Consider the following 13,886-nt stretch of genomic DNA (forward strand, 5'->3'; position numbering starts at 1 on the left):
TCAGCTCAGCAGTCCCGTCCGGATCGGTTCGGCGTCGTGAGCCGCGTGGGGATGTACGTGGTCGTGGCCGGGCAGCGCGTGCTGGCCGAGCGCTTGCGGAGGCGGGCCGTCGTGCATGACGCAGCCGTCGCGCAGCACGACCGCGCGGTTGATCAGCGGCTCCAGCGGGCCCAGTTCGTGCAGGACGAGGAGGACGGAGGCGCCCTGGGCGACCTGCTCGCGCAGGGTCTCCGCGAGGACCTCCTGGCTGGCCAGGTCCACACCCGCCATCGGCTCGTCCATGATCAGCAGCTCGGGCCCGGCGGCGAGGGCACGGGCGATGAGTACGCGCTGGTGCTGCCCGCCGGACAGCGCGTTCACCGAGTCCTTGGCACGGTCCGCGAGGCCGACCAGGGCGATGGCACGCTGGACCGCCTCGCGGTCGGCCCTGCGCAGGACACCGAAGCGGGCACGGGACAGCCGCCCGGAGGACACCACCTCGGTCACCGTCGCGGGCACCCCGCCGGCGGCGGTCGTGCGCTGCGGTACGTAACCCACGCGCGACCAGTCGCGGAAGCGGCGCCGCGGGGTGCCGAACAGCTCGATCTCGCCGCTGGAGACCGGCACCTGGCCGATGACAGTACGGACGGCCGTCGACTTGCCGGAGCCGTTGGCGCCGAGCAGCGCGACGACCTCACCGCGGTTCACGGTGAGGTCGATACCGCGCAGGACGGGGCGTGAGCCGAGCTCGGCCGTCACACCGCGCAGGGATATGACGGCCGATGCGCCGGGCTCGTCCCTCATGCCGCCGTCCTTCATGCCGCCACCCTCCGGGGGTTGGTCATTTCGCGCCCAGTGCCGACTGCAGCGCCTTGAGGTTGGACTCCATCACCTGGAAGTAGTCGTCACCGCGGGACTTCTCCGTGATGCCCTCGATCGGGTCGAGCACATCGGTCTTGAGGTTCGCGTCCGCGGCGATGGTCTTCGCGGTCTTGTCACTGACGAGGGTCTCGTAGAAGACCGTGGAGACGCCGTCGGCCTTGGCCATCTTCTCAAGGTCCTTGACGCGGTTGGCGCTGGGCTCGTTCTCCGGGTCCAGGCCGTTGATGGCCTCCTCGGTGAGGCCGTAGCGCTCGGCGAGATAGCCGAAGGCGGCGTGCGTGGTGATGAAGACCTTCGTCCTCGTGTTCTTGAGGCCGTCCTCGAACTGCGTGTTGAGGGCGTCCAGCTTCTTCACCAGGGCGGTGGTGTTCTTCTTGTAGTCCGCCGCGTTGTCCGGGTCGGCCTTCTCGAAGGCCTTGCCCACACCCTCGGCGACCTCGGCGTACTTCACGGGGTCGAGCCAGATGTGCGGGTCCTCGCCGGTGCCTTCCTCGCCCTCGTGGTCGTCGTGCTCGGCCGCGTGGCCGCCGACCTCGTTGCCGTGCTTCTCCAGGCTGGTGAGGCCGGCCGCGTCGATCTTCGTCTTGATCTCGGACTGGGCGATCGCGTCGTCGACGGAGGGCTGGAGGTTCTTCAGGTAGAGGGCCACGTCCGACTCCTGGAGCTGCGCGGTCTGCTTGGCGCTGATCTCCAGGTCGTGCGGCTCCTGGCCGGGCTCGGTCAGCGTGCTCACGCTGACGTGGTCGCCGCCTATTCGCTCGGCTATGAACTGCAACGGGTAGAACGACGCCACGACGTCGAGCTTCCCGCTGTTGCCGTCGGCCGCGTCGGACTCGGACGAGCAGGCGGAGAGGAGCCCGAGACCCAGGGCGGTGGCCGCGGCGACCGCGGTGCCGGTTACAAGACGTCGTCGTACGTTCATGACACCCATTTTCAACAAGTCTGGAAACGATTGTCAATAACGCGTCTTGTGATCTGGGCTTCATCCCGGTATGGGAGGGGTGCGACGGCACTCCGGGGAACGGTGTCCGGCCAGGACCCCAACCGATTTGATCCGGGGGCAGGGGCCGCCGGTAATCTGAAGCATTCGCTCTGAAGCAATCGCTGTGAAGCAACCGCTTCGTCGCCCGTCGTCGTAATGAAGAGAGCACCGTGGCCGCCGACAAGATCGACACCATCGTCAGCCTGAGCAAGCGCCGTGGCTTCGTCTACCCGTGCAGTGAGATCTACGGCGGCCAGCGAGCCGCCTGGGACTACGGGCCGCTGGGTGTCGAGCTCAAGGAGAACATCAAGCGTCAGTGGTGGCGCTACATGGTGACGTCGCGCGAGGACGTCGTCGGTATCGACTCGTCCGTGATCCTGGCGACGGAGGTCTGGGTGGCCTCCGGTCACGTCGCCACCTTCACCGACCCGCTCACCGAGTGCACCTCGTGTCACAAGCGCTTCCGCGCCGACCACCTTGAAGAGGCGTACGAGGCCAAGCACGGCAAGCAGCCCGAGAACGGCCTCGCGGACGTCAACTGCCCGCACTGCGGCAACAAGGGCCAGTTCACCGAGCCCAAGCAGTTCTCCGGCCTGCTCTCCACGCACCTGGGCCCCACTCAGGACAGTGGCTCCGTCGCCTACCTGCGCCCCGAGACCGCGCAGGGTATTTTCACCAACTTCGCCCAGGTCCAGCAGACCTCGCGCAAGAAGCCGCCGTTCGGCATCGCGCAGATGGGCAAGTCCTTCCGCAACGAGATCACGCCCGGCAACTTCATCTTCCGCACCCGCGAGTTCGAGCAGATGGAGATGGAGTTCTTCGTCAAGCCGGGCGAGGACGAGAAGTGGCAGGAGTTCTGGATGCAGGAGCGCTGGAACTGGTACACCGGCCTGGGCCTCCGCGAGGAGAACATGCGCTGGTACGACCACCCGGCCGAGAAGCTCTCGCACTACTCCAAGCGCACCGCCGACATCGAGTACCGCTTCCAGTTCGGCGGCAACGAGTGGGGTGAGCTGGAGGGCGTCGCCAACCGCACGGACTACGACCTCTCCGCCCACTCCAAGGCCTCCGGCCAGGACCTCTCCTACTTCGACCAGGAGGCCGGCGAGCGCTGGACTCCGTACGTCATCGAGCCCGCGGCCGGTGTCGGCCGCGCGATGCTGGCGTTCCTCCTGGACGCCTACGTCGAGGACGAGGCGCCCAACGCCAAGGGGAAGATGGAGAAGCGGACCGTTCTGCGGCTCGACCCCCGTCTTTCGCCGGTGAAGGTCGCGGTGCTCCCGCTGTCGCGGAACCCCGAGCTGTCGCCGAAGGCGAAGGGGCTCGCCTCCGCGCTTCGTCAGAACTGGAACATCGACTTCGATGACGCCGGGGCCATCGGTCGTCGTTACCGGCGGCAGGACGAGATCGGTACGCCGTTCTGTGTGACCGTGGACTTCGACACGCTCGACGACAACGCTGTGACTGTTCGTGAGCGGGACTCGATGAAGCAGGAACGCGTGTCGCTGGACCAGATCGAGGGGTACCTGGCCAGCCGCCTCATCGGCTGCTAGCTGCCGGCTGCTTTGCGGGTGGGCGTCTGCGTGGCTGGTGTTCGCTGCCGACTGCGGGTTCGTCGTGGCTGGTTGCGCAGTTCCCCGCGCCCCTAAAAGCAGTAGGTTGCCGCGGCCCTGAAGCGGAGGGGTCCGCGCCCCTGAGGAAGAAGGGGCGCGGGCTCCATTCAAATGCCCCGGTTCTGTCACGTCCGTAACGGATGTAATGGAACCGGGGTTTTTGCAATCCAGGGGGCCGGGGGTTCCGAAGGAGGGGCAGACGGTCCGCAGGGGGCGGGCCGGCACCTTCACGGGGGTACGGATGCGCAAGCAAGCAGTCATGGGCGTACTGGCGATGGCGGTGGCGCTCGGGACGGTCGGTGCCGTCGGCGCCGGGGCGCTCGGCGGGTCGGCGGAGAAGGGGACCTCCGGGGCCGGGATCGAGGCCAAGGGTGGTGGGGGCGCTCTGCCGGAGGCACTCGCGCCCAGTGGGCTGCGGGCCGTCGGGCTCACGGCGGACCAGCGGCTCGTCCTCTTCCGCGTCGACCGGCCCGGAGCCGCGGTGCCGCTCGGCAAGATCGACGGACTCAAGGGCGACCGGACGCTGGTCGGCATCGACTACCGCGTCCAGAACCGAAAGCTGTACGCAGTCGGGGACCAGGGTGGCATCTACACGATCCGTGAGGCGGGCGCCCGCGCCACCAAGGTCTCGCAGCTCAGCGTGGCCCTCCAGGGCAAGGCCTTCGGCGTCGACTTCAACCCGGCCGCCAACCGGCTCCGGGTCATCAGCGACACCGGCCAGAACCTCCGCCACAACCTCGACGACCCGGCGGGCGCACCGGCTCCCGGCACCACCGCCGTCGACGGCACCCTCACCAACCCGCCGGTGCCTCCGAACCCGGGTGCCACCGCACTCGGTGTGACCGGGGCCGCGTACACGAACAACGACCTCGACGCGACGACGGCCACCACCCTGTTCGACCTCGACACAGCGCTGGACCAGGTGTCGGTGCAGTCGCCCGCCAACGCGGGCAACCTCGCGCCGACGGGCAAGCTGGGTGTGGACGCGCCCCTGAACTCCGGGTTCGACATCTACAGTTCGGCGCGGAACGGGACCAACACCGGGTACGCCGTGACGGGCAACAAGTCGTTCCGGGTCAACCTGCTGACGGGGAAGCTGAGTTCGCTGGGCTCGTTCCCGCACGGGCGGCAGGTGGTGGATGTCGCGCTGCCGCTGAACCAGGGCTGAGACCAGAGCTTGGATGTTGCCCCGAACAGACGGGAGCGCGGCGCGGCGGGGGTCTTGGTAAGACCCCCGCCGCGCCGCGCTGTGACCGTGCCCGGTCGGTGCTCCCTCAGGCCTCCGACGGATCCACTGTCGCCTGATGCGCTTCCGCGAGATGCTCCTCGGCCTTGAGCCAGGGCAGGAACTGGGCGGCCTTCCGCCAGCCGCAGGTGTCGCATCTGATCGTCCGCTGCACGCCCGAGCGTTGGACTCGGACGATGTGCTCGCGGCCGTGCTGGTCCCAGCGGCTCACCTTGCTGGTGTTGATCTGCAGCATGACGCCTCCTGGTGGTCGCGCTCCGCTTGCGGGCCCTAAGGAGTGTGCAGCAAGAACAACATCAACAGGGACACAACAGTGGTGAGTTGTGTGCGAATTCCGCGCACTGTTCCGTGCACTGCTCCGTGGTCCTATGCGATGGCGCGAGGCAGTCGCAGGCTCAGCGCCGTGGTCAGTACGACCCCGGCGAGCTGGACGAGAAGCGTCGTGACCAGGGCGTCCCGCATGCCGTGACCCGGGGTGAGGGTGAGGAAGAGGGTGCCGAGGGTGGCCACACCCAGGGCCAGGGCGGACTGCTGGGCGGTGATCATGACGCCGCTGCCCACGCCGGCGCGGGCCGGGGGCACCTCGGAGAGGATCACGCGGAAGAGGATGGGCAGTTGGAGGGCCTGACCGGCGCCCGCGATGATCACGCCGGGCCAGAGTTCGAGACCGCCGACGTGGGGCCAGGAGCTCCACACCGTGAGGGCGAGGACGGCCACACCGACCGCCTGGACCAGGCCGCCCGCGGTCACCACCCGCGTGCCCCACCTGGCCACCAGCCGCGGGCCCAGGAGCGAGACCACGAAGAAGGACACCGCCATCGGGGCCAGGGTGAGGCCCGCGCGGACCGGGCTCAGGGCGACTCCCTGCTGCAGCGCCACCGCGATGACGAACATGAAGCCGCTGAAGCCGATCGAGAAGGGGAGGATCATCACCAGACCCCGGCGCAGGGGGAGGTTCGAGAACAGGCTCGGCGGGACCAGCGGGGTGCGGCCCAGACGCTCCGCCCGCCGCTCGACGAGATAGAAGGCCGTCGCCGCGACCGGGAACACCGCCAGGGACAGCCACGTCCACAGGGGCCAGCCCGCCGCCCGGCCCTCGGTCAGCGGGGCGAGCAGGGACACCAGGGCGATGGCCAGCAGGGCCGTTCCGGGGCCGTCCACCGGCGCCGGGTGTTGCGAGCGGGTCTCGGGCACGGCCTTGGCGGCCAGGAAGAGGCCCACCAGTACGACCGGCACGTTCACCAGGAAGACCGCGCGCCAGCCGGTGCCCGCGATGTCCGCCGCGACGAGGACGCCGCCGAGGATCTGCCCGGCCACCATGGAGAGCCCGGCCGTGGCGCCGTACAGGCCCATCGCCTTGGCGCGGCGCGGGCCCGCGGTCGCCGACTGGATGGTGGCGAGGACCTGCGGGAGCATCGCCGCCGAGGCCGCGCCCTGTGCGACGCGCGCCGCGACGAGCGTCCAGGCGCTCGGCGCCAGGCCGCAGGCCAGCGAGGTCAGCCCGAAGGCGATCATTCCGCCGAGGAAGAGCCGGCGCCGGCCGAACATGTCGCCGAGCCGGCCGCCGAGGACGAGGAGCACGGCGTACGCGACTCCGTAACCGGCGACGACGAGTTCCAGGACCGCGTCGCCCGCGGCCAGGTCGTGGCCGATCGTGGGCAGGGCGACGTTCACGATGAAGAAGTCGATGAGGGGCAGGGCCGCGCCGAGCAGCACGGTGAACAGCCCGAGCCCACCGAGTACGGGCGGGGCGACGGGCGAGCGAGCGGTACGGGAAGCGAGGGTTTCGGTCACGCTGTCGAGAGTGCTCCCCCTCTCAGACTGGTACCAGAGTCTCTTTATCCTGTTACAAGGAGTACCTGGAAACAGGGTCCGGGCGGCGGCACGCTGGAGGCATGACGACCATGGCCGAGGAAACGGCGGTACGGGAGAACGGGGCGACCGGGGTGCGGGGGCGCGAGGCCCAGGCTCCGGGGACCTCGGGTGCGCCCGCGCGTGAGCCGGAGGGCGCGCGTGAGTCGGAGAGCCGGGCCTCGCGCGAGTCCGACATCCGGCGCCACGAGCTCGCCGCCTTCCTGCGGCACCGTCGCGAGCACCTCACGCCCGAGCAGGTGGGCCTGCCCCGCGGCCGCCGCAGGCGCACGCCCGGTCTGCGCCGGGAGGAGGTCGCGCACCTCTCCGCGGTCGGCGTCACCTGGTACACGTGGCTCGAACAGGCCCGCGACATCCAGGTCTCCGTCCAGGTCCTCGACGCCCTCGCCCGCACGCTGATGCTCGACCAGAACGAGCGCGCCCACCTCTTCCAGCTGGCCGGTGCCGTCGACCCCACCCCGGCCTCGCGCTGCCCGACGATCACTCCGGCGCTGTTGCAGACGCTGGAGCAGCTGGAACCTCTGCCTGCCTGCATCCAGAACAGCCGGTACGACGTCCTCGCGTACAACCGCACGTACGGCCGTCTGCTCTGCGACCTCGACGAGGTTCCGGCCGAGGACCGCAACTGCATGCTCCTCATCACCACGAACGAGCAGTGGCGTTCGTCGATCGTGATGCTCGACGAGTCGATCCGGCTGATGGCCGCCAAGTTCCGCGCCTCGATGGCCGGGCATCTCGCCGACCCCGCCTGGAAGATGCTGCTCAAGCGGCTGCGGGCGGAGTCGGAGCAGTTCCGCGAGGTGTGGGAGCGGCACGAGGTCGTCGGCTCGCGCAGCAAGACCAAGTTCTTCGACAACCAGTACGTCGGGCGGTTGACCCTGGTCCACACCGACCTGTGGCTCGGTCCCGGCGAGGGGCCACGGATGGTCACGTACGCACCGGCGGACGAGGAGTCGCGGGAGCGGCTGGAGAAGCTGCACGCGATTGCTGTGGAGCGGGGTTGAGATTTTGGTGCAGGTGGGTGGGGGCTGAGTGCGCAGTTCCCCGCGCCCCTAAAAGAGCGGCCCGCACCCTCAAACAACCCCCGCCGACTCCTTGATCTCGGGCGACTCCAGTCGTCGGGCTGTGCGCTCGGCCGTTCGTCGGGCCCAGGGCCCACTGGTGAGGGCACCGAGGACCAGCACCGCCAGACCGCACGCGGCGATGATCCACCAGGCGGGGCGGGCCGCCGAGACGAAGGTGTCCCGGTAGGAGGAGGAACCGACGCCGGAGGCGAGGACCGCGCCGATCACGGCGACGCCCAGCGTCTGGCCGATCTGGCGGCTCGTGGAGGCGACCGCGGCGGCCACCCCGGCCTGGGCGCGGGGCATGCCGGAGACGGCGGTGTTGGTGATGGGGGCGTTGACGAAACCGAAGCCGAGGCCGAAGAGGAAGTACCCGATGACGAGGGTCACGTTCTCCGTCTCGGCCTCGAAACCGGCGAAGAGCACACCGCTCGCGGTCATCGCCGTCCCCGCGATGAGCAGCGGCAGCCGGGGACCGCGGTTCCCGACCAGCCGGCCCGACAGGGGCGCGCAGACGAAGGTCATGACCGCCATGGGCAGCATCCACAGGCCCGCGTGGAGGGCGTCCAGGCCGCGCACGTTCTGGAGGTAGAGCGTCGAGAGGAAGAGGAAGCCGCCGAGCGCCGCGAACGCGCTGATCGCCACGACCGTGGCCCCGCTGAACGGAGCCGAGCGGAAGAAGCGCAGGTCGATGAGGGGTTCGTCGCGGCGGGGCTCGTACCGGAGAAGGGTGACGAGCGCGGCCAGCGCGATACCGCCGAAGGCGAGGGTCTGGCCGATGGCGGAGGAGGGCGCCTCGATGATCGCGTACGTGAGGGAGGCGAGCAGCGCGATCACCAGGAACTGGCCGACCGGGTCCGGGCGGCGGGCCTTCGGGGCGCGGGACTCGGGCACGTACCGGAGTGTGAGCAGGAGCGCGGTCAGGCCCACCGGCAGGTTGATCCAGAAGATCGAGCGCCAGCCGACCGAGTCCACGAGGAGGCCGCCGACCAGCGGGCCCGCGGCCATCGATATGCCGACGACACCGCCCCAGACCCCGATCGCGCGGGCACGCTCGCGCGGGTCCGTGAAGGTGTTGGTGATGATCGACATCGCGACCGGGTTGAGCATCGAGCCGCCGACCGCCTGGATCATGCGGAAGACGACGAGCGATTCGAGGTTGGGCGCCAGCGAGCAGAGGACCGAGCCGATCGTGAAGACGACCAGGCCCGCCATGAAGACCCGCTTGCGGCCGATACGGTCCGCCGTCGAACCGGCGAGCATCAGGAGCGAGGCGAGCACCAGGGTGTACGCGTCGATCGTCCACTGCATGCCCGCCAGGCTCGCGTCCAGGTCCTTCTGCATGGCGGGCAGGGCGACATTGAGGATGGTGACGTCGAGGCTCACGATCAGCAGGCTCATACAGCAGATCGCGAGCACCAGCATGCGACGACGGTGGCTGAGCTCGGGCATGCCGACCAGGGTACGCCCGTTTCGGTAGTGTGCCTAACTAATGAACGGGGTTGGCGGGCCGAGGGCCTGCCGACCGCAGTCACGGGCGACTTTCGTGGCACCGGTCGGCGTACGCGACAATGGGGGAATGTCCACGCCCACATCCACGGTGAACTCCGCCCTGCGGATCGGTCCGCACACCGTCCAGCCGCCCGTCGTCCTCGCGCCCATGGCCGGGATCACGAACGCGCCGTTCCGCACGCTGTGCAGGGAGTTCAGCGGGGGCAAGGGCCTGTTCGTCAGCGAGATGATCACGACTCGGGCGCTGGTCGAGCGCAACGAGAAGACGATGCAGCTGATCCACTTCGACGCGTCGGAGACCCCGCGGTCGATCCAGTTGTACGGGGTCGACCCCGCGACCGTCGGCAAGGCCGTCCGCATGATCGCGGAGGAGGGTCTCGCCGACCACATCGACCTGAACTTCGGCTGCCCGGTCCCGAAGGTCACGCGGAAGGGCGGCGGGTCCGCGCTGCCGTACAAGCGGCACCTGCTGCGGGCGATCCTCCGCGAGGCGGTGTCCGGGGCGGGTGACCTCCCCGTCACGATGAAGATGCGCAAGGGCATCGACGACGACCACATCACGTACCTCGACGCCGGGCGTATCGCCGTCGAGGAGGGCGTGACGTCGATCGCGCTGCACGGCCGTACAGCCGCCCAGCACTACGGCGGTACCGCCGACTGGGAGGCCATCGCCCGGCTCAAGGAGCATGTGCCGGAGATTCCCGTTCTCGGCAACGGTGACATCTGGTCCGCCGACGACGCGCTGCGGATGGTCCGGGAGACGGGCTGCGACGGCGTGGTCGTCGGCCGTGGCTGCCTGGGGCGGCCGTGGCTCTTCGGCGATCTGGTGGCGGCGTTCGAGGGGCGCGGGGGTGACTACGCCCGGCCGACTCTTCGTGAGGTCGCGGGCGTCATGGTCCGCCACGCGACCCTCCTCGGGGAGTGGATCGGTGACGAGGCGCGCGGAGTCATCGACTTCCGCAAGCACGTGGCCTGGTACCTGAAGGGTTTCGCGGTCGGCTCCGAGATGCGCAAGCGCCTTGCGATCACCTCGTCACTGGCCGAACTCTCCGAGGGGCTGGAGGAGTTGGAGCTGGACCAGCCGTGGCCGGCCGGCGCCGATGGGCCCCGCGGGCGTACGTCCGGCAACAACAGGGTTGTCCTGCCGGACGGTTGGCTCAAGGACCCGTACGACTGCGCGGGCATCAGCGAGGACGCGGAGCTGGATACCTCCGGGGGTTGAGGGATTGGCGCGGGTGGGTTGGGGTTGCTCGCGCAGTTCCCCGCGCCCCGGTTTTCAGGGGCGCGGGGAACTGCGCAACCAGCACCCCACCCACCCGCACTCGCCCACCGACCTCACGCGCCTCCTACCGCCGTGAGCAACGCCAACGGCGCCGCAGCCGACCGCGATTCACGGACGCACGCGTGCGGGTACGGCACCGGCTCCGCGTGGGTGTCGCGGCCGTACCCCGCGAGCACCTCCGGCAGCCGGTGCCCCGCCGCCGTCGCCGCGTCCACCAGTGCGTGGGCGACCGTGCGGGCCTCGTCGTGGAGCCCGTACCGCGCCAGCCCCAGCGTGATCAGTGCGTTGTCGTGGGGCCACACCGAACCCCGGTGGTAGGACAGCGGATGGTACGCGGGCTGGCCCGAGGCGACCGTGCGGACACCCCACCCGGAGAAGAAGTCCGGCTCCAGCAACCGCCGCCCCACCAACTCCCCGTACTCCTTGTCCAGCAGCCCGGACCAGAGCAGATGCCCCGCGTCGGACGCGAGCGCGTCGACGTGGTTGCCGTCGCCGTCGAGGGCGAGCGCCGGGAAGGAGTGGTCCGGCATCCAGAAGTCCCGCTGGAACCGGTCGCGGAGATCCGCCGCGGCCTGCTCCAGCAGCGCCGCGTACACCTCGTCGTCCCATACCGTCCGGGCCAGGTGCGCGGTCCGGCGCAACGCGTCGTACGCGTACCCCTGCGCGCCCGCGGCCATCACGGGGCCGGTCGGCCGCGAGCCGTCGCCGGAGCAGATGGCGCCGGGGGAGTCCTTCCAGTTCTGGTTGGCGAGGCCGCCCTCGTCCGCGCGGTAGACGAGATACCCGCGCGAGGTCAGCCCGCCGTGGTCCAGCATCCAGCCGATCGCCGCCCGGGCGTTGGACTCAAGGCGGCGGGCCAGCGCCACATCCCCCGTCTGCTCGACGTACGCGCCGAGGAGGACCAGGAAGAGCGGGGTCGCGTCGACCGAACCGTAATAACGCCCGTACGGCACCTGCCCGAAGTGGGCCAGCTCGCCGTGCCGCATCTCGTGCACGATCTTGCCGGGCTGGGCGACCGTGCCCACGCCGACCTCGGTCGCCTGGGCGGCGGCGAGCGCGGGCAGGGTGGCGGCGGCCAGTTGGGGGCGGTAGGGGAGCGCGAAGAGGGAGGTGAGGAGGGCGTCGCGGCCCAACAGGGTCAGGAACCACGGCACTCCGGCCGCCGGGACGCGAAGTTCCTCTCCGTCGGGGCCCGTTGCGGGCACCTGGAGCACGGCCAGGTCGGACAGGCCCCGCGCACAGGCCGCGGCCAGCTCGGGCCAGCCCGTCGGGAAGGGCACGCCCTCCGCGAACTCCCCTTCCAGCGCGAGGAGTCGGGCGTTGGCGGCAGCCGGGGAGGAGGGCACCTCCGGGTGCGGCATACCGTGCGGGCGCGCCGCCACCCGGAGGGCCAGTTCGGCCGATTCGTGCGGCTGGAGTTCGAGGGTCCACACCAGGCGACGCGCGCCCGTGCCGGTCTCCTCCACGCCGTCCGGCGCGGGCTCGGAGGTCACGGTCGTACTGGACCGCCACTCCCCGCGCTGGTAGGTGAACTCCACGCCGTCGTCGAGGACCTGGCGGGAGCGGACCACGCCGATCTTCGTGTACGTACGGTGGTCCGAGCGCAGCTCGAACTGGTCCGTGAAGTCGGCGTCCGCGGTGACCGCGATCCGGACCGTCGTCGGCGCCGGACGGTTGCTGGTGACGCGCAGGGACTCGACGAACGCGCCGTCCGCCACGGCCTGTTCACGGAAGATCGTGTACGCGGGCGGTTCCTGCCGGCCGCCGCGCGGTACGAGCACACAGCGGGCCGTGTCGCCGTCCGCGACGGGCGTCAGCGCCTCGGGCACCGCCCCGTCGACGGTCAGCTGCCAGCGGCTCAGATGCCGGGCGTCGCGCACGAACAGCCCGTGGGGCGAACTGGCGCCGCGCACTCCGTTGATGTCCCCGCCGTCGCCCACGGCCGCGAACGTCCCACCGTGCACGAGCAGATGATGCCGGTCCGTCATCGCCGGTCCCCTCCCTTGGCGCCCTTGCCGAACTCTTCCGTCGTGCTGTGCACCGCTTCGGGTGCCTCGTGCAGCAGGTCCAGCGTCAGCGCCGCGGTCCAGCTGAAACCGAGCGCTCCGCAGGCCTCGCCGGTGTACGGATCCACGTACTCCGCGAACCCGGACGTGTCCGCCGTCTCCAGCAGCGCGCCCCGCAGCTTCTGCGCGCGCGCGTGCTCCCCGTGCAGCCTGAGCCCGCGCTCCACCAGCCAGTTGGTGTTGAACCAGGCCGGACCGCGCCAGTACCGGTGCGGATCGAAGGCGTGCCCGGTCAGGTCGTAGCTCGGGACGAGCCGGGTCGATCCGCCGAGCCCGAAGTGCGGCCCGTACAGCGTCCGTACGAGCGTGGCGGCCGTGTCGCGGGGGAGCGAGGGGAGCAGCAGCGGGACGAGGCCGGAGACGCCGCGCTCGGGGATCAGCTCGTCCGTGCGCACGTCCCGGCAGAAGAACATGCCCTCGGCCGGGTCCCACAGCCGGTCGACGAGCGCCGCGGTCAGCCGCTCCGCGCGCGCGTGCCGGGCCGTGCCCGTCGCGCCCAGCTCCCGCGCGATCCGCGCCAGGGCGTGCTCGGAGGCGATCAGCAGCGCGTTGAAGGCCGGGTCCTCCACCGCGAAGCCGTCGGTGCCGGCGGTGCCGTCCGCGTACTCCCCGTCCCGGTAGTCCGTCGCCAGCCGTACGTACCGTCCGTAGTCCAGGTCCGTCGGCCGGTCCTCCGCGGCGCCGTGGTCGAGGTCCGCGCGGCGGAAGGAGCGGGCCGGGGCGGGCGTCACACGGGACAGCGGGGCGTCCCAGCTCGGCGCGTTGTCCATGCCCTGCTCCCAGGGGTGGACCACCGAGGCGAGGCCCCCGCCGCCCAGGTCCCGGCGGTGCAGCAGATAGCGGTGCCAGGCCGCCAGCCGCGGGTAGATCCGGGACAGGAAGGACCGCGCCCGGGACAGACCCGGGTCGGAGACGTGCACCAGCCAGGCCGCGAGCGCGTGCACCGGTGGCTGCACGATGCCCGACGTCTGTACGGTGCGCGGGGCGCCCGCAGCGCGCCCCGCGGTCGAGGAGCGCCAGAAGTCGGGGCTCGGGAAGTACGCGTCGAGGGGGACGGAGGGGTTGAACACGATGTGCGGAATCCGGCCGTCGCCCCACTGCGCGTCGAGCAGCGTCTCCAGCTCGACCTGCGCCCGCAGCGGCGACAGATGGCGCAGGCCGATCGCGATGAACGCGGAGTCCCAGGACCACTGGTGCGGGTACAGACCGCGGGAGGGCACCGTGGACGTGCCGGTCCAGTTGCCGTGCAGTACCTCGGCCGCCCTGAGATGCAGTGATCCCGCCGGGCGGACCGGATCGTATACGGCCACCCTGGAAGGGTCGATCTCACCATGGCCGGAAAACGGCGGTGAGGTCGCGGTGCGTACGGGATCCACGATCCCGGTGCG

Annotated in this window: 11 protein-coding genes; 4 read left to right on the forward strand and 7 right to left on the reverse strand. The window is 70.5% G+C overall.

Going from position 1 to position 13,886, the window contains the following annotated elements; all coding sequences use genetic code 11:
• Both ACZ5VQ_RS16155 and ACZ5VQ_RS16160 read right to left on the reverse strand, forming a co-directional pair.
• On the reverse strand, positions 1-783 hold the full coding sequence (locus ACZ5VQ_RS16155; protein ID WP_469105409.1) for a metal ABC transporter ATP-binding protein: 783 nt from the start codon (positions 781-783) through the stop codon (positions 1-3).
• 37 nt (positions 784-820) lie between these two features.
• Complete coding sequence (locus ACZ5VQ_RS16160) at positions 821-1,783, reverse strand: metal ABC transporter substrate-binding protein (protein ID WP_469105410.1); 963 nt, start codon at positions 1,781-1,783, stop codon at positions 821-823.
• Positions 1,784-2,013: 230 nt separating this feature from the next.
• On the opposite strand from ACZ5VQ_RS16160, the gene ACZ5VQ_RS16165 reads away from it, so the two are divergent.
• The gene (locus ACZ5VQ_RS16165; protein ID WP_200398274.1) at positions 2,014-3,396 is read left to right on the forward strand and encodes a glycine--tRNA ligase; all 1,383 of its coding nucleotides are present in this window, start codon (positions 2,014-2,016) and stop codon (positions 3,394-3,396) included.
• 301 nt (positions 3,397-3,697) lie between these two features.
• A complete protein-coding gene (locus ACZ5VQ_RS16170; protein ID WP_469105411.1) occupies positions 3,698-4,624 on the forward strand; it encodes a DUF4394 domain-containing protein in 927 nt (308 codons plus the stop codon).
• A 106-nt stretch (positions 4,625-4,730) separates the two neighbouring features.
• Here the strand turns inward: ACZ5VQ_RS16170 and ACZ5VQ_RS16175 are convergent, their stop codons facing one another.
• Entirely contained in the window at positions 4,731-4,937 is a 207-nt protein-coding gene (locus tag ACZ5VQ_RS16175) for a hypothetical protein (RefSeq protein WP_055616036.1), read from the reverse strand.
• 131 nt (positions 4,938-5,068) lie between these two features.
• A complete protein-coding gene (locus tag ACZ5VQ_RS16180) occupies positions 5,069-6,496 on the reverse strand; it encodes an MFS transporter (RefSeq protein WP_469105412.1) in 1,428 nt (475 codons plus the stop codon).
• A gap of 101 nt (positions 6,497-6,597) precedes the next feature.
• Here ACZ5VQ_RS16180 and ACZ5VQ_RS16185 point away from each other — a divergent pair, with 101 nt between their 5' ends.
• A complete protein-coding gene (locus ACZ5VQ_RS16185) occupies positions 6,598-7,578 on the forward strand; it encodes a helix-turn-helix transcriptional regulator (RefSeq protein WP_469105413.1) in 981 nt (326 codons plus the stop codon).
• 69 nt (positions 7,579-7,647) lie between these two features.
• Here the strand turns inward: ACZ5VQ_RS16185 and ACZ5VQ_RS16190 are convergent, their stop codons facing one another.
• Positions 7,648-9,090: an MFS transporter gene (locus tag ACZ5VQ_RS16190; protein ID WP_469105414.1), complete on the reverse strand. Its 1,443-nt coding sequence runs from the start codon at positions 9,088-9,090 to the stop codon at positions 7,648-7,650.
• 127 nt (positions 9,091-9,217) lie between these two features.
• Between ACZ5VQ_RS16190 and dusB the strand changes: the two genes are divergently transcribed.
• On the forward strand, positions 9,218-10,372 hold the full coding sequence (gene dusB / locus ACZ5VQ_RS16195) for a tRNA dihydrouridine synthase DusB (RefSeq protein WP_469105415.1): 1,155 nt from the start codon (positions 9,218-9,220) through the stop codon (positions 10,370-10,372).
• A 113-nt stretch (positions 10,373-10,485) separates the two neighbouring features.
• Here the strand turns inward: dusB and ACZ5VQ_RS16200 are convergent, their stop codons facing one another.
• Positions 10,486-12,420 (reverse strand): amylo-alpha-1,6-glucosidase, encoded by a 1,935-nt coding sequence (locus ACZ5VQ_RS16200; RefSeq protein WP_469105416.1) that lies wholly within the window; start codon positions 12,418-12,420, stop codon positions 10,486-10,488.
• The gene (locus tag ACZ5VQ_RS16205) at positions 12,417-13,823 is read right to left on the reverse strand and encodes an MGH1-like glycoside hydrolase domain-containing protein (RefSeq protein ID WP_469105801.1); all 1,407 of its coding nucleotides are present in this window, start codon (positions 13,821-13,823) and stop codon (positions 12,417-12,419) included. The genes ACZ5VQ_RS16200 and ACZ5VQ_RS16205 overlap by 4 nt, the downstream gene beginning before the upstream one ends.
• Positions 13,824-13,886 lie beyond the last annotated feature (63 nt).

It is taken from the genome of Streptomyces sp. NPDC033178, assembly GCF_055577685.1.